This is a genomic window from Streptomyces sp. NPDC058964 (genome assembly GCF_042741275.1).
In the GTDB taxonomy this organism is placed as follows: Bacteria; Actinomycetota; Actinomycetes; order Streptomycetales; family Streptomycetaceae; genus Streptomyces.
On record NZ_JBHYKH010000140.1, the window covers coordinates 1 to 18,296 of the forward strand.

Here is an 18,296-nt window from a genome sequence, read left to right on the forward strand (position 1 = left end):
GGCGGCGCGGGCGGGGCCCCCCCGGCGGGCCGGGGGGGGGGGGGGGGGGGGCGCCCCCCGCCGCCGCGGCCCCCGCGGCGGCGTCCGGGTGTGCGGGGTCAGCCGAAGAACACCCCGACTTCCTCGTAGAGCTTCGGGTCCACCGTCTTCAGCCTGGCCGTCGCCTCGGAGATCGGGACGCGGACGATGTCGGTACCGCGCAGGGCGACCATCTTGCCGAAGTCGCCGTCGCGGACGGCGTCGATGGCGTGCAGACCGAAGCGCGTGGCGAGCCAGCGGTCGAAGGCGCTCGGGGTGCCGCCGCGCTGGATGTGCCCGAGGACCGTGGTGCGGGCCTCCTTGCCGGTCCGCTTCTCGATCTCCTTGGCCAGCCACTCGCCGACACCGGAGAGCCGCACGTGCCCGAAGGAGTCCAGCGACCCGTCCTTGAGCACGGCTTCGCCGTCCTTGGGCATCGCGCCCTCGGCGACGACCACGATCGGCGCGTACGACGCCTTGAAGCGGGAGGTGATCCAGGCGCAGACCTGGTCGAGGTCGAAGCGCTGCTCGGGGATGAGGATGACGTTCGCGCCGCCGGCCAGGCCGGAGTGGAGGGCGATCCAGCCCGCGTGACGGCCCATCACCTCGCAGACCAGGACCCGCATATGGGACTCGGCGGTGGTGTGCAGCCGGTCGATGGCCTCCGTGGCGATGCCGACGGCGGTGTCGAAACCGAAGGTGTAGTCGGTGGCGGAGAGGTCGTTGTCGATGGTCTTCGGCACGCCGACACACGGCACCCCGTACTCGTCGGACAGCCGCGCGGCCACGCCCAGCGTGTCCTCGCCGCCGATCGCGACGAGCGCCTGGACCTCGTGTTTGGCCAGGTTGTCCTTGATCCGGCGGATGCCGTCCTCCTGCTTGAGCGGATTGGTCCGCGAGGAGCCGAGGATCGTACCGCCGCGGGGCAGGATGCCGCGCACCGCCGGGATGTCGAGGCGGACGGTGTCGCCCTCGAGGGGTCCGCGCCAGCCGTCCCGGAAGCCGACGAAGTCGTAGTTGTACTCCTGCACGCCCTTGCGCACGATGCCCCGGATGACGGCGTTGAGCCCGGGGCAGTCGCCGCCTCCGGTCAGTACTCCGACCCGCATGGAAATGTCCCTTCGCCGCGGTTGCCTGATGGAGGTCACGCTAATGGTGACCCCGGTCACACAGGGATGGGCGGGAAGGGCAATTCCGGTGAATTGTCGAGCGGTTGGTTGACGCCGCGGTTCAGGCGTCGTCGAGTCCGCGCTCTATGGCGTACCGGACCAGCTCGACCCGGTTGTGCAACTGGAGCTTGCCGAGGGTGTTCTGCACGTGGTTCTGCACCGTGCGGTGGGAGATGACGAGGCGTTCGGCGATCTGCTTGTAGCTCAGGCCCTTGGCGACCAGCCGCAGCACCTCGGTCTCGCGCTCGGTCAGCCGGGGCGCGTCCGGCTCGCCGGCGTCCGGGGCGGGCGCGGGTTCGGAGGCCAGCCGCCGGTACTCGCCGAGGACCAGACCGGCGAGGCCGGGGGTGAAGACGGGGTCGCCGACGGCGGTGCGGCGCACCGCGTCCAGCAGTTCCTCGGTCGAGGCCGACTTCAGCAGATAGCCCGTCGCACCCGACTTCACGGCCTCCAGCACGTCGGCGTGCTCGCCGCTCGCCGACAGCACCAGGACGCGGAGCGCCGGGTTGGCGGCGACCAGCTCCTTGCAGACCTGGACGCCGGGCTTGGCGGGCAGGTTGAGGTCGAGCACGAGGACGTCCGGCCCGGCGGCCCTGGCGCGGCGCACCGCCTGCTCGCCGTCCCCGGCGGTGGCGACCACCTGGAAGCCGGACTCGGTCAGGTCCCGGGCGACCGCGTCGCGCCACATGGGGTGGTCGTCGACCACCATGACCTTGGTCGGGGCCTGCTGCTCCGTCATCGCTTCTCCGCCTTCCCCCGGGAGACCTCCGGGTCCTTCGGGTCCTTCGGGGCCTTGGGTACCTTCAACTCGACTTCCGTGCCCTGCCCCGGCGTCGAGACCAGCTCCGCGCTGCCGCCGAGGTCGCGCAGCCGTCCCCTGATCGACAGCGCCACCCCGAGCCGGCCCTCGCCCTCCGCCTGGGCGAGCCGGCCCTCGGGGATTCCGGGTCCGTCGTCCCGGACGGTCACGACGACCTCGTCCGGCTCGTCCTCGACCAGGATCCAGGCCCGGGCGTCCGGACCCGCGTGCCGGCGCACGTTGTCCAGGGCGGCGCCGACGGCGGCGGCCAGCTCCCGGGCGGCAGCGGGTGCCAGCGGCACCGGGGCGCCGGGCTCGGCGAGGCTGACCCTGGCACCGGCGTGGGGGACGAGCAGGGTCCGCAGATCGACCGGGCCGGCGATGTCGTCGGGCACCTCGACGCTCCGTACGAAGGCTCCCTCGGCCGCGTCCTCCGACACACGCGACACGGGTACCAGGCCGCCGGAGACGAGCGCGCGCAGCGCCACCTCCTGCTCCCCCGCCATACGGCCCAGCTCGGCCGCCTCGCCGCCGATGACCGCGCCGCGCCGCTGCACCATGGCCAGCACCTGCAGAACGCTGTCGTGGATGTCCCGGGCGAGCCGCTCCCGTTCCCGGGTCGCGGCCTCGATCTCCAGGGCGCGGGCGAGGGTGCGTTCGGAGGCGCGGGCCACCTCGACGACGTAGCCGATGGCGATGGAGGCGACCCAGACGAGGATCACGTTGTGGACGGTGTCGCGGGCCGGGGTTCCGCGCTCGACCAGGTTGGCGGCGGCGACGGTCGTGGAGGCGAACGCCGCCCAGCGCCAGCCGCCCTTGACCGCGAAGGTGAGGACGGATCCGGCGGTCCATATCGAGGGCAGGGTCGGGCCGCCGTCGGCGATCCGGTGGTGGGAGTCGGCGAGCGGGGTGAGGAGGATGCCGGTGAGCGCGATCGCCAGGTCGCCGGCGAGGAAGCGCTTGGTGCAGCTCGCCGCGTTGGCCACCCTGGGGAGGGTGGCCAGGGTCCACGGGAAGAGCACGCAGTAGTAGGCGACGGCGATCCAGGGCCGGACGAACTGGCCGTACGCCGTGGCGAACAGACCGATCGCGTACAGCGTCGTCAGGACGCGGTAGCCGGCGAGCGCACGCCACAGCGGCAGCTCGACCGACATCCTCATGACCTTTTCGCGCTTCGGCACGTCCCCCACCCCCGGTCCCAGACTGCCCTGTCGAGAACGCCTGTCTAGGACTCGGCCTTCTTCTTCTCCGCCTTCTCGGCCTCCTTCGAGGCCTTCGCCGCCTCCGCGATCTGCCGCTTGGCGGCGGTCGCGTAGATGTCGACGTACTCCTGGCCGGAGAGCTTCATGATCTCGTACATGACCTCGTCGGTCACCGCGCGCAGCACGAAACGGTCGTGCTCCATCCCCTGGTAGCGGGTGAAGTCGAGGGGCTCGCCGATCCGGATCCCGGGCCGCATCAGCTTCGGCACGACCTTGCCGGGCGGCTGGATCTTCTCGGTGTCGATCATCGCGACCGGGATGACCGGAGCGCCGGTGGCGAGCGCCACGCGCGCGAGGCCGCCGGGCTTGCCCCGGTAGAGACGGCCGTCGGGCGAGCGCGTGCCCTCCGGGTAGATGCCGAACAGCTCACCGCGCTCCAGGACCTCTATGCCGCTCTTGATCGCCGCCTCGCCCGCGCCGCGCGCGCCGGAACGGTCCACCGGCAGCTGGCCGACGCCCTTGAAGAAGGCCGCCGTCAGCCGGCCCTTCACACCGGGCGTGGTGAAGTACTCCGCCTTCGCGATGAAGGTGACCTTGCGGTCGAGGACCGCCGGGAGGAAGAAGGAGTCCGAGAAAGAGAGGTGGTTGCTCGCCAGGATGGCGGGGCCCTCGGCGGGAATGTTCTCCAGGCCTTCCACCCAGGGTCTGAAGGCGACCTTCAACGGTCCCCCGATGGCGACCTTCATCGTGCCGTACAACAACCGAGTGCCTCCTGTTTTCCGTCGATCAGACCTTAACCCGGAGCGCAGCCAAAGGGACCGACGACCCTGGTCGGTGTCAGTGCGGTCGCGTACGGTGAAGGACATCTGGACTCGTCGTTCACGCCTCTCTCATGAACAGGAGACCGAAAGGTGCCGGTTCTCCCCGGAGCCGAGCCGTACCGCCACGAGGGCGGGGAGGTTGGTGTCCTCCTCTGTCACGGCTTCACCGGCTCGCCCCAGTCGCTGCGCCCCTGGGCGGAGCACCATGCCGGACACGGCCTGACCGTGTCGCTGCCGCTGCTGCCCGGGCACGGCACCCGCTGGGAGGACATGCAGCTCACGGGCTGGCAGGACTGGTACGCGGAGGTGGACCGCGAGCTGCGTCTGCTCCGTGAGCGCTGCACGCGGGTGTTCGTGGCCGGTCTGTCGATGGGCGGCGCGCTGGCCCTTCGGCTGGCCGCGAAGCACGGCGAGGACGTCGACGGCGTCGTGGTCGTCAACCCGGCGAACAAGGTGCACGGCCTGGCCGCGTACGCCCTTCCGGTGGCCCGGCATCTCGTGCGGACGACGAAAGGCATCGCCAGCGACATCGCGAGGGGCGGCGCGGCGGAGCTGGGCTACGACAAGGTGCCCCTGCACGCGGCCCACTCCCTGCGTAACTTCTTCCGCATGCTGGACGGCGAGCTCCCCCAGGTCACCCAGCCGCTGCTGCTCCTGCACAGCGCGCAGGACCACGTGGTGCCGCCGGCCGACTCGGCCCGCGTCCTGAGCCGGGTGTCCTCCCTGGACGTAACGGAGGTCGTGCTGGAACAGAGTTACCACGTGGCGACGTTGGACAACGACGCGGACCGGATCTTCGAGGAGAGCCTCGCCTTCATCGGCCGGCTCGCACCCAGTGTCGGCAAGGAAGGGACGGCCGCAGTTGGCTGAGCACGACTCCGACCGCGAGGATCGCGAGCCGGACGAGAAGGGTGTGCCCTTCGACGAGGAGGCCGCCTGGGCGGCGATCGTCGCCGGGTACGGCGAGGAGCCGCCGGACCCGCCGGGCGCCAAGCCGTTCAAGCCGGTCGAGGACCTCGCCCTGCCCGAGCCCGAGCCCGGGCCCGGCGAGGACGGCGAGGCCGAGGAGCGGCAGCCCGCCAAGCCCCTGGGCAGCTCCGTCTCCTTCGCGCCGGGCGTCGGACCGCGCGACTACAAGGCGCCCGAGGCGTCCGACGACGACTTCGACGAGGACGACGAGGGCCACTTCGTGCCGCCCGAGCCGCCACCGCTGCCCTCCACCGACACGACCGCCCGGTTCGCCTGGCTGGGGGTGGTCGGCGGCCCGATCCTGCTCCTGCTGGCCGTGCTGCTGGGCTGGGACATGACGTGGTGGCTGGCGACGCTCGGTATCGGCGGCTTCCTCGGCGGTTTCGTCACGCTGGTGACCCGGATGAAGACGGACGACGACGAGAACGACGATCCGGGGCGGGGCGCGGTCGTCTGAGCGACCCGACGCCTACGCCGCGGGAATTCTGAGGGCGGCCAGGACCGGAAGGTGGTCCGTGGCCGCCCTCAGGTCTGCCTCGGTCACGCCGGGGTGGCCGAGGGGCACCCCGCAGCCGAGGACCTCGATGCCCTTGGTGGCGAAGATCGCGTCGATGCGCTGGTGGGGGTCGGTGGGGGTGGAGGTGTACTCGCCGCCCCAGGGCGCGGTGGCCCGGCAGTCCCGGAGCCCCTCGGCGAGACGCCGGAAGCTGCGGCCGCCGGGGCGCTCGTTGAGGTCTCCGCCGGCGACCGCGTGCTCCGCGCCCAGTCCGGCGACCCGGTCGAGCAGCATGCCGGCCTGCTCGTAGCGCTCGTCCTGCTGCAGGCTCAGATGGCAGCTGAGCACGCCCAGGCGGGCGCCCCCGAACCGTACGACCGCCGTGGCGAAGCCCCGCCGGTGGAGTCCCGGGGTGAGCGGGAGGAGTACGTCCTCCGTTCGTTCGACGGTGGCCCTGAGCGAGCAGAGGATCGCGGGGCCCGCGGCGGTGGCTCCGCCGGTGAGGACGACCTGTCCCGAGGCCGCCGCCAGGCGTGCCAGTTTCTTGCGCCAGCGGAAGAAACGGGGGGCTTCCTGGACGAGGACCAGGTCGGGGGCGCAGGCGGTGATCACCCGGGCGAGGGCGGTGGTGTCGTCCCGCATCGAGCGGATGTTGTAGCCGAGGACCCGGATGACCGCGGAACCGTCCGGCTCTGTGCGGGAGTTGGGGAGCGACGCCATGCGGATCAATGTACGCCCAACAGCTCGGGGCGCGAGGTGGATGCGCGACTGCGAGTACGTCGTGGCTCGTCGCGCCCACGCGGCGGAGCCGCATGGATGAACAGCCTCGCGCCCCTGGGTGGGAACAGCGACCGCTCCCCGGAAGGGGAACGTCACATGATCGGGTCGGGCTCCCGGGCCAGGTCCGCCGCGCCGACCAGGCCCGCCTTGTTGCCCAGCTGGGCCGCGATCACGTCGGCGACCGGGCGCCAGTTGCCGCCGACCAGCCAGCGCTTGTAGGACTTGCGGATCGGGTCGAGGACCAGCTCGCCCTCGTCGGAGAGGCCGCCGCCGACGATGAACGCGGAGGGGTCGAAGAGGGAGGCCAGGTCGGCCAGGCCCGCGCCGGCCCAGCGGGCCAGCTCGCGGTAGGAGTCGACGGCGACCGGGCAGCCCTGGCGGGCGGCGACGGAGATGTGCTTGCCCTCGATGCCGTCGGGGGTGCCGTCGCCCAGGCCGAGCAGGACCTCCGCGGCCTCGGGGGTGGCGTTGGCGCGCTGCTTGGCGTATCTCACCAGCGCGCGGCCCGACGCGTACTGCTCCCAGCAGCCCTGCGAGCCGCAGCCGCACAGCAGACCGTCCGGGACCATCCGGATGTGGCCGAACTCGGCGGCGACGCCGAAGTGCCCGCGGCGCAGCTTGTTGCCGATGATGATGCCGCCGCCCAGGCCCGTGCCGAGCGTGATGCAGATGACGTTGCGGTGGCCCTTGCCCGCGCCGAACTTGTATTCGCCCCAAGCGGCCGCGTTGGCGTCGTTCTCGACGACGACCGGGAGGCCCACGCGGGCCTCGACCTCCTGCTTGAGCGGCTCCTGGCGCCAGTCGATGTTGGGCGCGAAGTAGACGGTGGAGCGCTGCCGGTTCACGTAACCGGCCGCGCCGATGCCTACGCCGACGATGTCGTGACCGGCATGCGCGCCATCCACCGCCGAGGCGATGGCGTCCACGATCGCCTCGGGCGTGCCCGGGGTCGGCACCTTGTAGGTCGAGAGGATGTTGCCTTCCTCATCGACCACGCCGGCCGCGATCTTCGTGCCGCCGATGTCGACGCCGATGGTGAGTCCCATGAATCCCTCAGTTTCGGTCGAGCCCCGCTACGGCCAACCGTACCCGAGGCCCCGCCGGCGGAGGCTGTCAGTCCAAGTCGATGCGTTCCCCGGGACCGGTGCCCTCGCCCCGGTCACCGCGGTCGTCGCGGTCGTGTTTCGGGTCTGCCTTGCGGGTCGTCCAGCGCTGTTCCTGGGCCTGGACGGCGGAGCGGTACGCGGCGAGCAACTCGTTGCCGGCCGCCGCCAGGTGGTCGAAGACGTCCGGATTGCGCTCTATGACGGGCTCGACGGCCGCCTTGGCCTGCTGGACCACCTGCCGCACGACCTGCTGGGCGGCGGGCCCGGCGACGGCCCCGAGGAGCGGGGACTGGAGGCCGGACAGCTTGTTCGCGACCGCGTCGACGAGCTTGCGCAGTTCCTCGGCGGCCGCGCCCGGAGGCGCGCCGTACTCGGCACGGCGGCGGGCCCGCTCGGCCTCCAGGTCCTCGGCGCAGGCCGTGGACCAGGCGTCGGCGTCGGTCGCCCGCACCTCTTCGGCCGTCTCCGCCGTGGATGCGTCAGGTGTGGGGCGCTCTTCGCTCATGACGGACTCCTGACTACGGTTCGTCTCTACGACGTTACCCGAATGGGCGTACGGGGTTCACCGTCCGCGGCGGCGCGCTCGGCCGCCGCTCCGGTGTCGGGCGAGCGGGAATCACTTCCCGCGCGGCCACAGGTCCGGATCCGGGGCGAACCGGATGCGGAGCTCCTCGTCCCGCAGCGCCGCCCCGGCGACGGTGCAGCGGCGCAGGGCGGAGGGCAGCGGCACGATCCGGCGGAACCGGCCCGCCGTGATCACGAGCTCGTCGCCGCGCCGGACGAGGTCGAGTTCGTCGCGTATCGCGCCGGGCAGCGGGATGTGCCAGACGAGCACGCCGTCCTCGGCGATCCGGTCGGTGACGGGCCACTCGACCGGGGTGGGCGTCGGGTTGACCCGGGGCACGGCGAGCGCGGCGAGATCGTCGGCGCCGTGCGGGTCGCGGCCGAGGTGGGCGACCGCGTGGACGTCGTACGGCTCCGCCCAGTCGGAGAGGACCTTGCGCTGCTGGGCGACGAGCCCGGCGAGCCAGGTGTCGGACGCGGTCTCGGGCAGGACGCGGTTGGCGACCAGGGTCTCGGTGCGCAGTCCGCGCAGGGCGAGACCGAGGGCGGCGGTGCGGACCGCGTCGACGCCGGACGGTCCCGGCTCCGCGACCAGGCGTACGGAGGTGGCGCGGTCGGCCACGACGGCCTCCACCGCGGCCAGCTCCACGTCCCAGCGGGCGGCCGTCTCGTACAGCCACTCGGCCGGCATCGGGACGCCGGCGAGCCGGCCGAGGACCGGGCGCAGGGCGCGGGCGGCCTGCCGCTCGGGCGGGAGCAGCCTGCGCAGATACCGGCGCAGCTCCTCGGGGAGGGCGAGCAGGGCGAGGGCCTGCGGGGTGGGCGGGAGGTCGACGACCAGGAGGTCGTAGCGCCCGGACAGCGCCGCGTCCCGCAGGGCGCGCAGGAAGGACAGCTCCTCGGCGCCGGGGAGCGGGGTGACCTCCTCGGCGTCCAGGCGGGAGGCGCCGAGGAGGTCGAGGACGTTCGCGGCGCGGGACTGGAACGCGGTGAGGTCCTCCCGGAAGCGTTCGGCCGCGTCGGGGCGCCACGCGGTGAGGTTCGGCGCGATCCGCGCCGGGGCGGGTCCCGTCGCCGCGCCGAGCGCCGCACCGAGGGTGTCCGTGCGGTCCGCGCTCAGCACGAGGGTGTCGCCGCCCTCGCCCGCGGCACGCAGGGCGGTGGCGGCGGCGACGGTCGTACGTCCGGAACCGCCCGGGCCCGTGATCAGGATGGTGCGCATGAGGGTGAACGCTACCTGCGAGCGCCGCCCCGGAACGTCGCCGCTACTTCTCGCCCGACTCCACCCGCTTCTTCAGCCCCGCGAGCGCCCGGTCGATGATGACCTTCTCCGCCTTGCGCTTGATCATTCCGAGCATCGGGATCTTGACGTCGACCGTCAGCTGGTACGTGACCTCGGTGGAGCCGGCGCCGGCCGGCTTGAGGATGTAGGAGCCGTCGAGGGAGCGCAGCATCTGGGACTTGACCAGGGTCCAGGAGACCTCGTTCTCCCCGGTCCAGGTGTAGCCCAGGGTCTGGTCGTCCTTGATGGCCCCGGCGTCCATGACGAGACGGACCTGCTCGGCGCGGCCCTTCTCGTCCGTCCTGAGGACCTCCGCCTCCTTCACCTCGCCGGTCCAGTCCGGGTAGCGGGCGAAGTCGGCGATCACCGCCATGACGTCGGCCGGGGCCGCCTCGATCGTGATGCTCGAACTGGTGTGTTCCGCCATCGCCGTGGCTCCTCCAGATGCGGGCCGGTAGTCGGGTGCGCCGTGCGCGGGCGTGCGCACGTGTGTGCAGCGTGAAGGCTACCGCGCGCCCGACCAGCCTCCTTCACCCCGTCTGGGGTCGTTCACCATTCGAGCGCCCACGGCTTTCCCGTGCCGGCGAAGTGCCCGACGTTCACGCACTCGGTCGCGCCTATGCGCATCCGCCGCACCAATGGCTGGTGGACGTGCCCGAAGAGGGCGTAGCGGGGCCTGGTGCGGCGGATCGCGTCCAGCAGGGCACGGCTGCCGCGCTCGAAGCGGCGCGCGACGGTGTCGTACACCAGTTCCGGTACTTCCGGCGGGATGTGCGTGCACAGCACGTCGACCTCGCCGACCGCCTCGATCTTCGCCGCGTACTCCTCGTCGCCGATCTCGTACGGGGTCCGCATGGGGGTGCGCAGGCCCCCGCCGACGAAGCCGAAGGTCCAGCCGCCGATCTCCACCCGCTCACCGTCCAGGACCGTCGTGCCCGGTCCGGCGTACTCGCGCCACAGGGACGGCATGTCGACATTGCCGTACGTCGCGTACGTCGGCGTCGGGAACGCGGCGAACATCTCGGCGTACTGCCTGCGCACCGCCTTCTCGATCGCCGCGGCCCGGTCGGCGCCGATGCCTGCCCACAGCCGGGACCCGAACTCCCGTGCCTCCTCGAAGCGGCGCGCGGTGCGCAGTTCCACGATGCGGTCGGCGTTCACCTTGCCGAACAGGTCGGGGAAGATCCCGCGCGAGTGGTCGGCGTAGTCGAGGAAGAGCACCAGGTCGCCCAGACAGATCAGGGCGTCCGCGCCGTCGCCGGCTCTGGCCAGGTCACGGGCGTTGCCGTGCACATCACTGACCACGTGGACGCGCGCGCTTCGGTTACCGGCGGGTGTGGGTGCCATGGCGATCAAGGGTAGGCGTGTGCGGCATACGTGAACAGTGGCGTTCGGACCAGCGGTTACTGGCCAGTCAGTAAAGGGGTGGACTACCGTACGCGAAGGAACACCAACCTGTGTGACGCAGCGAACATCTCGCCGGGACCCCCTGTCGAAGAAGCCATACCGGCGGGTAACGTCCGGGCAGTCCAGTCGTGCTCTGGATTTCAACCAACGATCCTCAAGGCTCGTGGTGGACAACCGGAGTACCTGCCCGAGCCTTGGACCGCACCGTCGCATCGCACAACGTCGTGGCGCCGGCGCCCTATGAGGAGCAGCAGTCTTGCGCGAGTTCAGCCTTCCGGCTTTGTACGAGGTCCCTGCGGACGGCAACCTGACCGACATCGTCCGCAGAAACGCCGCGCAGCATCCCGACGTCGCCGTCATCGCCCGCAAGGTCGGCGGCGCCTGGCAGGACGTGACGGCCACGGCCTTCCTGGCCGAGGTGCGCGCCGCCGCCAAGGGACTCATCGCCTCCGGCGTGCAGCCCGGCGACCGTGTGGGCCTGATGTCCCGCACCCGCTACGAGTGGACCCTGCTCGACTTCGCGATCTGGAGCGCCGGCGCGATCACCGTGCCGGTGTACGAGACCAGCTCGCCGGAGCAGGTGCAGTGGATCCTGAGCGACTCAGGGGCCACCGCCTGCATCGTCGAGCTCGACACCCACGCCGCCGCCGTCGACTCGGTGCGCGACCGGCTGCCCGCCCTCAAGCACGTCTGGCAGATCGAGGCCGGGGGCGTGGAGGAGCTGGGCCGGCTCGGCCAGGACGTCACGGACGCGACCGTCGAGGAGCGCAGCTCGATCGCCCGGGCGGACGACCCGGCGACCATCGTCTACACCTCCGGCACCACCGGCCGCCCCAAGGGCTGCGTCCTCACCCACCGCAGCTTCTTCGCCGAGTGCGGCAACATCGTGGAGCGGCTGCGGCCGCTGTTCCGCACCGGCGAGTGCTCCGTCCTGCTCTTCCTGCCGCTCGCGCACGTCTTCGGCCGTCTGGTGCAGGTCGCGCCGATGATGGCGCCGATCAAGCTCGGCAACGTCCCGGACATCAAGAACCTCACCGACGAGCTGGCCGCGTACCGGCCGACTCTGATCCTGGGTGTGCCCCGCGTCTTCGAGAAGGTCTACAACTCGGCGCGCGCCAAGGCCCAGGCGGACGGCAAGGGTGCCGTCTTCGACAAGGCGGCCGACACGGCGATCGCGTACAGCAAGGCGCTGGACACGCCCTCGGGCCCGTCCATGGGTCTGAAGATCAAGCACAAGGTGTTCGACAAGCTCGTCTACAGCAAGCTGCGGGCCGTGCTGGGCGGCCGGGGCGAGTACGCCATCTCGGGCGGCGCCCCGCTCGGCGAGCGTCTGGGCCACTTCTTCCGGGGCATCGGCTTCACGGTCCTGGAGGGCTACGGCCTCACCGAGTCCTGCGCGGCGACCGCGTTCAACCCCTGGGACCGGCAGAAGATCGGCACGGTCGGCCAGCCGCTGCCCGGCTCGGTCGTCCGCATCGCCGACGACGGCGAGGTGCTGCTGCACGGCGAGCACCTGTTCAAGGGCTACTGGAACAACGAGGCCGCGACCGCCGAGGCGCTGGCCGACGGCTGGTTCCACACCGGTGACATCGGCACCCTCGACGAAGACGGCTACCTCAGGATCACCGGCCGCAAGAAGGAGATCATCGTCACCGCGGGCGGCAAGAACGTCGCCCCGGCCGTGATCGAGGACCGCATCCGGGCGCACGCGCTGGTCGCGGAGTGCATGGTGGTGGGCGACGGGCGGCCGTTCGTGGGCGCGCTGGTCACCATCGACGAGGAGTTCCTGGGCCGTTGGGCCGCCGAGCACGGCAAGCCGGCGGGCTCCACCGCGGCGTCGCTGCGCGAGGACCCGGATCTCATCGCTGCGATCCAGGACGCGGTCGACGACGGCAACGCCGCGGTGTCGAAGGCGGAATCGGTGCGGAAGTTCCGCATTCTGTCCTCCCAGTTCTCGGAGGAGTCGGGCCACCTGACGCCGTCCCTGAAGCTCAAGCGCAACGTGGTGGCGAAGGACTACGCGGACGAGATCGAGGCGATCTACCAGAAGTAGTCGCCGCTGCGGCCGGCACGAACGGTCATGGCGCGGTGTCCTCGGCGAGGACCCGCGCCATCGTGCGTTCGGCGAGCGCCGTGATGGTCACGAACGGGTTCACGCCGATCGATCCGGGCACCAGCGAGCCGTCGGTGACGTACAGCCTCGAATAGCCCTTCACCCGGCCGTAGTCGTCGGTCGCCTTCCCCAGCACGCAGCCGCCCAGCGGGTGGTACGTGAAGTCGTCGGCGAAGACCTTGCTTGCCGGGCCGAACAGGTCGTACCGGTAGATCGTGACGTTGGCCGCGTTGATCCGGTCGAACAGCTTCCGGGCCATGGCGACGGAGACCGCGCTCTGCGCCGGGGTCCAGCCCAGCTTCACCCCGCCGCTCGCCGGGTCGTACGTGAACGACGCCCGCTGCGGGTTCTTGGTGATCGCCAGATAGAGGCTGATCCAGTGCTCGAAACCCATGGGCAGCGGGGCGATCTCGGCGAAGACCGGGTTGTCGGGGTTGGCCCAGTCGTCGATGCCCAGCACGGGCATGGTCGCCTGGTTGGCGCCGACCGTGTCCCAGATGTGGTTGGCGCGCCCGAGCATGGTGTTGCCGTTGGTTCCCCAGCCCGCGCCCACGCTGGAGTTGAGGTCGGGCAGGGTTCCGGTGTCCCGGGCGCGGACCAGGAGTTCGGTGGTCCCGAGGCTGCCGCCGCCGAGGAAGAGGTACGTGCAGCCGTACTGCCTGGTCTCGACGACCCTGCCCGTGTTGTCGATCCGGTCGGCGGTCAGCACGTACGTCCCGTCGTCCGCCCGGCTGATGGCCCGCACCTTCTCCAGCGTGTGGATGGTGACGTTGCCGGTGCCGAGAGCGGAGGCGAGATACGTCCTGTCCAGGCTGCGCTTGCCGTGGTTGTTGCCGTAGATGACCTCACCGGCGAGCGCCGACCTGGTGGCCGTGCCGGCCGCCTCGCGCTGCATGTAGCCGAAGTCGTAGACGTTCGGCACGAAGGTGGTCTTCAGCCCGGCGTTGGCGGCGGCCTTCCGGGAGGTACGGGCGAACCTGTACCACTCGGTCGACTCGAACCAGGCCGGATCGATGGTGTTGACGCCGAGCATCGAACGGGCGCGCGGGAAGTACGTGCTGTACATCTCCGAGGCGTCCACGGTCGGGAACTGCTCGGTGAAGTACGACTGGAGCGGGGTGACCGCCATCCCGCCGTTGACCAGGGAGCCGCCGCCGACGCCCCGGCCGACGTACACGGACATGTCGGCGAAGTGCACCCGGTCCAGCACACCGGGATAGGCGCTGATGTCCTTGTTGACGAGGTCCAGCCACAGGAAGGTGGCCAGTGGCGCCTCGGTGCGCGTCCGGAACCACATGGAGCGCTCGTCCGGGGCGCTGGTGGAACAGAAGACCTTGCCGTCGGAGCCGGCGGTGTTCCAGAGCCGGCCCATCTCGAGCACCAGGGTGCGGATGCCGGCCTGCCCGAGGCGCAGGGCGGCGACGGCGCCGCCGTACCCTGAGCCGACGACGATGGCCGGGGCGCTTTCGACGGCGGCGGGTTCGGCGGCCTGCGCGGACTGGAGACCGATGCGGGTGAGACCGGCCGTGGCCGCGGTCTGGAGGGCTGCCATGCCCAGGATTTGACGTCTCGTCAGCTGACGCTGCATCAGTTTTGCTGTCATGCGCGCAGCATGTGCGGATTTTCCGGTTCCGCCTAGAGTCCCGGCAGGGTCTGAATCGAACCTTTGCAGCAGCTTTTTACAGCGGGGCAGCCTTTTACAGCAGCGCCTTGAGCCTCTCGGCGAGCAGGTCCCACCGCCACTTCTCCTCGACCCACCGCCGGCCCCGCTCCCCCATCCGCCGGCGCAGCTCCGGGTCCCCGAGGAGCGTGACGATCCGGTCGGCGACGTCCTGCGGGAAGCCGCCCCGCACGACCCACCCGGTCTCCCCGTCGAGCACCGCGTCGGGTGCCCCGCCCGAGTCGCCCGCGACGACGGGCAGCCCGGTGGCCGAGGCCTCCAGGTAGACGATCCCGAGCCCCTCGACGTCGAGCCCGCCCCGCCGGGTCCGGCACGGCATGGCGAAGACGTCCCCGGCGCCGTAGTGCGCGGGCAGCTCCGACCAGGGCACGGCGCCGGTGAAGCGCACCGAGTCCGCGACCCCGGTCTCCCGGGCGAGCCGGTGCAGGTCCCTCTCGTACGGCCCGCCGCCGACGATCAGCAGCACGGCGTCCGGCTCCTTGGCGAGGATCGCCGGCATGGCCCGGATCAGCGTGTCCTGGCCCTTGCGCGGCACGAGGCGCGAGACGCACACCACCACGGGCCGCTCGGTCAGTCCGAGCCGCGCCCGCACCTCGTCGCCGCCCGACTCCGGGTGGAAGGTCTTCTCGTCGACGCCCGGGGGCAGCTGTGCCATCCGTCCGGCGGCCCGCGACGTCAGCGCGCCGGCGATCCGTGAGCGGGTGTACTCGCCGAGGTAGGTGATCGTGTCGGTCGACTCACCGATCCGGCGCAGCAGCTGCCGTGCGGTGGGCAGCTGGGCCCAGCCCGCCTCGTGCCCGTGGGTGGTGGCCACCAGCCGCTCGGCGCCCGCCTTGCGCAGCGCCGGCGCCATCAGCCCGAGCGGTGCCGCCGCCCCGAACCACACCGAGGTGCACCCGTGCTCGCGCAGCAGCCCGACCGCCCGCCGCGTCGCCGCGGGCGTGGGCAGCAGCATCGTCGTGCGGTCGCGTACGACGGTGAAGGGCTGGTCGGCGTCGAAGGCGGCCGTGGCCTCGACGCCCTCCCGGCTCCGCTTCCAGGTGGAGGCGTGGACGACGATCCGGTCCGGGTCCAGACGCAGCGCCATGTTGTGCAGGAACGCCTGGATGCCGCCCGGCCGGGGCGGGAAGTCGTTGGTCACGATGAGGGTCTTGTGCATCGCCGCCGACCCTACCCAACCCGCGCACGACAGGCACGGCGCCCGCGGCCGCGCTTCATGGCACTCGCACAGGCGGGCAGGGGATCATGTGTGTCCGACCGGGGCAGGCACGCGGACGAACAGGGGCTCAGGTGAACAGGACGGGCACGGGACGGTCCCTGGCGCTGCTGCTGGCCGCCTGGGGCGTCACCCGGCTGGTGCTGCTGCTCTTCGTCTTCCGGGTGTTCGTCTTCCCGGGCGCGGACGTCACGACGGACGTGTCGGTGATCTACCAGGGCTGGTACCACGTACTGCGGCACGGCACGTTCCCGCTGAACGACGTGACCTGGCAGTACCCGCCCGCGGCAGCGCTGGCGATCCTCTCCCCCGGGCTCCTGCCCTTCCTCGGCTACGCCACCGCGTTCTTCGTCCTGGCCTGCCTCGCCGATCTGACCGTGCTGTCGCTGCTGCTGTACGCCGGCCTGCGTCCCGGCAGGTCGCTGCGCGGCGCCCTGGTGTGGGTGGCGGGCGTCCCGCCGCTCGGCCCCACGGTGTACGCCCGCTACGACCTGATGGTGACCGCGGTGGCGGTCGCCGCGCTGCTCGCGGGGGCCCGGCACCCCCGGGTGCTGGGCGTGCTGGCGGGCCTCGGGGCGATGGTCAAGGTGTGGCCGGGGCTGATCCCGGCGGGGCTGCGGGGCGGGGCCGGGCGCCGGGCGTGGGCCGCGGCGGCGGTGACCGCGGGCTCGCTCGCGGCGCTCTTCGCGGTCTCGATGCCCGGCGCCTTCACGTTCCTCACCGCCCAGCGCGACCGGGGCACCGAGGTGGAGTCGCTGGGCGCCCTCGTCTTCCATGTGGCACGGCACTTCGGCTGGCAGGGCCAGGTTCTGCTGAACTACGGATCGGTGGAGTTCCTCGGCCCGTACGTCGCCGTGGTGAGCACGGCCTCCCTGACGCTCACCGGCGCCGCCTTCGGCTGGCTGCTGCTGTGGCGGTCGAGGGCGACCCGCTTCCCGCCCACCGCGCCGGCGGACGCGGCCTTCACCGCGGTGCTGATGTTCACGGTGACCAGCCGGGTGATCAGCCCCCAGTACCTGGTGTGGCTGATCGGCCTGGCAGGTGTCTGTCTGTGCTTCCGCGAGAGCCGGATGCTGCTGCCCGCCCTGCTGCTCCTGGCGGCGGCCTTCGTCACGGTCCTGGAGTTCCCGATCGGCTTCGTGCACGTCGTGACCAGCGACCTGTACGGCACGGGCCTGCTGTTCCTGCGCAACGGCCTGCTGCTCACCGCCGCACTCCTCGCCACCCACCGCCTGTGGCGCTCCACCGTCTCCGAGACCCCCACGAGCACGCTGCCGAGCCAGACCACCCGGACGAAGGGAAGCACGGTCCCGTCCTGACCGAGCCACGCCCGAACTCCCCCGCACACGGCCCGAACCGCGTTCTCGCCCCCAACGGGGCCTGTCCGGCCGGACCGTGCCGGAGCCCCGGAACCGGACCCCGGACCCGAATCCCTCCCGCCCGGCCCGCCCACCGGCTCCAGGCCCGGCCCGATCGCGCCTGAAGCCGCGCAGGCCCCTCGCCTCAGCCCCCGCGCCGCCGGGCAGGACACCCCCTTGCCCGAGTCCGGTCCGGTGCGCCGGGGTGGCTCACCCGCGGCACCCGCCCCCTCATGCCGCCCGGACATACGGAACCGCGGTCTCCGCGCGGTGGCGGGACCGGCGGAGTAGGGCTGCGACGGCCGTGCACTGGACTGCCATCGCGAGGGCCAGGGCGAGACAGATGCCGGGCAGGCCCAGGCCCGACAGGGCGTATGCGAGCGGGAGCTGGACGGCCGTGCCGAGCAGGGTCACGCGGAGCAGGGCAGACGCGCCGCCGCTGCCCTCGAAGACCCCGCCGAGGGCGATGAAGCAGGCCATCAGGAGCAGGTAGGGACCCGTGGATCGGAGGAACAGGACGCCCTGGTGGGCGACGGCCGGTCCGGCGCCGAAGGCGGCCATGATCCAGGGGGCGGCGACGGCGAGCAGGACGGCCGCCGTCAGGCCCAGCGTCCCGGACACGAGCATCGCCTGGCGCCCGATGTCCCGCCGCGCGTCCTGGCCGGCACCCCGGGTGTGGGCGGTGTGGATCGAGGCAGCCTGGCGCACGGAGTAGAAGGCCATGGTGGCGACGTACATCACCTTGTAGGCGATCGAGTAGGCGGCCACGGCGGTCACCCCGAGCCGCGCCACGATCGCCACCAGCACCAGCGCACCGCCCTGCCGCACGGTGAAGTCGGCGGACATGGGCAGCCCGGTGGTCAGCGTCCGGCGCAGGGCGGCGGGCACCGGCTCGGCGGCGCGGGCCCGTGCCGCGGTGCGCAGCAGCGCGTTACGGCGCAGCGCACGCAGTCCCGCCGCGAGGGCGGCGCAGCGGCACAGCACGGTCGAGACGGCGGCGCCCGGGACGCCGTACAGCTGGATGAGGACGGGGTCGCAGACCAGGATCAGCCCGTTGGCCAGCAGGGCGAGCCGCATCGGGGTGCGGGTGGGGGGGGCGCGCCCGGGGGGCTGAGGGCGCCCGGGGGTGGGGGGGCTTAGAGCCCCCGCGCGCGCTGTCTGAGGCGGGGGTGGGGGGGGGCGCGCGGGCGGGCGCGCGCCCGCGGGGGGGCCGGGGGCCCCCTGCGCCCCGGCCGCCCGGGTCTCGCGCCGGGGCCGGGGGGGGCGCGCGGCGGGGCCGTCGGCGGCGGTCGGCAGGTGAGCCCGCACCAGACGC

General features: G+C 72.2%; 16 protein-coding genes and 1 pseudogene. 4 read left to right on the top strand and 13 right to left on the bottom strand.

Annotated elements, in window-relative coordinates:
- Nucleotides 1-98: 98 nt before the first annotated feature.
- From ACFW2E_RS19075 to ACFW2E_RS19090, 4 genes are all read right to left on the bottom strand, one after another.
- Nucleotides 99-1,127 (bottom strand): 6-phosphofructokinase, encoded by a 1,029-nt coding sequence (locus ACFW2E_RS19075; protein ID WP_384467836.1) that lies wholly within the window; start codon nt 1,125-1,127, stop codon nt 99-101.
- 121 nt (nt 1,128-1,248) lie between these two features.
- A complete protein-coding gene (locus tag ACFW2E_RS19080) occupies nt 1,249-1,926 on the bottom strand; it encodes a response regulator (RefSeq protein WP_384467838.1) in 678 nt (225 codons plus the stop codon).
- A complete protein-coding gene (gene macS, locus ACFW2E_RS19085) occupies nt 1,923-3,167 on the bottom strand; it encodes a MacS family sensor histidine kinase (RefSeq protein WP_384467840.1) in 1,245 nt (414 codons plus the stop codon). The genes ACFW2E_RS19080 and macS overlap by 4 nt, the downstream gene beginning before the upstream one ends.
- 44 nt (nt 3,168-3,211) lie before the next feature.
- The gene (locus ACFW2E_RS19090) at nt 3,212-3,949 is read right to left on the bottom strand and encodes a lysophospholipid acyltransferase family protein (protein ID WP_384467842.1); all 738 of its coding nucleotides are present in this window, start codon (nt 3,947-3,949) and stop codon (nt 3,212-3,214) included.
- A gap of 150 nt (nt 3,950-4,099) precedes the next feature.
- On the opposite strand from ACFW2E_RS19090, the gene ACFW2E_RS19095 reads away from it, so the two are divergent.
- Both ACFW2E_RS19095 and ACFW2E_RS19100 read left to right on the top strand, forming a co-directional pair.
- Nucleotides 4,100-4,879, top strand: a complete 780-nt coding sequence (locus ACFW2E_RS19095) for an alpha/beta hydrolase (protein ID WP_384467844.1) — start codon at nt 4,100-4,102, stop codon at nt 4,877-4,879.
- Nucleotides 4,872-5,435, top strand: a complete 564-nt coding sequence (locus ACFW2E_RS19100) for a hypothetical protein (RefSeq protein ID WP_384467846.1) — start codon at nt 4,872-4,874, stop codon at nt 5,433-5,435. The genes ACFW2E_RS19095 and ACFW2E_RS19100 overlap by 8 nt, the downstream gene beginning before the upstream one ends.
- A 12-nt stretch (nt 5,436-5,447) precedes the next feature.
- Here ACFW2E_RS19100 and ACFW2E_RS19105 read toward each other — a convergent pair whose 3' ends face one another.
- The 6 genes from ACFW2E_RS19105 to ACFW2E_RS19130 form a co-directional block, all read right to left on the bottom strand.
- Entirely contained in the window at nt 5,448-6,194 is a 747-nt protein-coding gene (locus ACFW2E_RS19105) for an endonuclease/exonuclease/phosphatase family protein (RefSeq protein ID WP_384467848.1), read from the bottom strand.
- 152 nt (nt 6,195-6,346) lie between these two features.
- Nucleotides 6,347-7,300, bottom strand: coding sequence for an ROK family glucokinase (locus tag ACFW2E_RS19110; protein ID WP_384467850.1), 954 nt, complete (start codon nt 7,298-7,300; stop codon nt 6,347-6,349).
- 67 nt (nt 7,301-7,367) lie between these two features.
- On the bottom strand, nt 7,368-7,865 hold the full coding sequence (locus ACFW2E_RS19115) for a DUF5304 domain-containing protein (protein ID WP_384467852.1): 498 nt from the start codon (nt 7,863-7,865) through the stop codon (nt 7,368-7,370).
- 111 nt (nt 7,866-7,976) lie between these two features.
- The gene (locus tag ACFW2E_RS19120) at nt 7,977-9,146 is read right to left on the bottom strand and encodes an ArsA family ATPase (protein ID WP_384467854.1); all 1,170 of its coding nucleotides are present in this window, start codon (nt 9,144-9,146) and stop codon (nt 7,977-7,979) included.
- Between the two features lie 43 nt (nt 9,147-9,189).
- Nucleotides 9,190-9,633 carry an SRPBCC family protein gene (locus ACFW2E_RS19125; protein ID WP_384467856.1) on the bottom strand — a complete coding sequence of 148 codons (444 nt, stop codon included), beginning with the start codon at nt 9,631-9,633 and terminating at the stop codon, nt 9,190-9,192.
- Nucleotides 9,634-9,755: 122 nt separating this feature from the next.
- The gene (locus tag ACFW2E_RS19130) at nt 9,756-10,553 is read right to left on the bottom strand and encodes a metallophosphoesterase (protein ID WP_384467858.1); all 798 of its coding nucleotides are present in this window, start codon (nt 10,551-10,553) and stop codon (nt 9,756-9,758) included.
- 316 nt (nt 10,554-10,869) lie between these two features.
- On the opposite strand from ACFW2E_RS19130, the gene ACFW2E_RS19135 reads away from it, so the two are divergent.
- Nucleotides 10,870-12,666, top strand: coding sequence for an AMP-dependent synthetase/ligase (locus tag ACFW2E_RS19135; RefSeq protein WP_384467860.1), 1,797 nt, complete (start codon nt 10,870-10,872; stop codon nt 12,664-12,666).
- Nucleotides 12,667-12,691: 25 nt separating this feature from the next.
- Here the strand turns inward: ACFW2E_RS19135 and ACFW2E_RS19140 are convergent, their stop codons facing one another.
- The gene (locus ACFW2E_RS19140) at nt 12,692-14,278 is read right to left on the bottom strand and encodes a GMC oxidoreductase (RefSeq protein ID WP_384467866.1); all 1,587 of its coding nucleotides are present in this window, start codon (nt 14,276-14,278) and stop codon (nt 12,692-12,694) included.
- Between the two features lie 145 nt (nt 14,279-14,423).
- Complete coding sequence (locus ACFW2E_RS19145; protein WP_384467862.1) at nt 14,424-15,566, bottom strand: glycosyltransferase family 4 protein; 1,143 nt, start codon at nt 15,564-15,566, stop codon at nt 14,424-14,426.
- 86 nt (nt 15,567-15,652) lie between these two features.
- Here ACFW2E_RS19145 and ACFW2E_RS19150 point away from each other — a divergent pair, with 86 nt between their 5' ends.
- Nucleotides 15,653-16,942 carry a glycosyltransferase 87 family protein gene (locus ACFW2E_RS19150; RefSeq protein ID WP_384467864.1) on the top strand — a complete coding sequence of 430 codons (1,290 nt, stop codon included), beginning with the start codon at nt 15,653-15,655 and terminating at the stop codon, nt 16,940-16,942.
- Between the two features lie 270 nt (nt 16,943-17,212).
- Here ACFW2E_RS19150 and ACFW2E_RS19155 read toward each other — a convergent pair.
- Nucleotides 17,213-18,079: pseudogene (locus ACFW2E_RS19155) on the bottom strand (MATE family efflux transporter); the annotation flags it as partial.
- Nucleotides 18,080-18,296 lie beyond the last annotated feature (217 nt).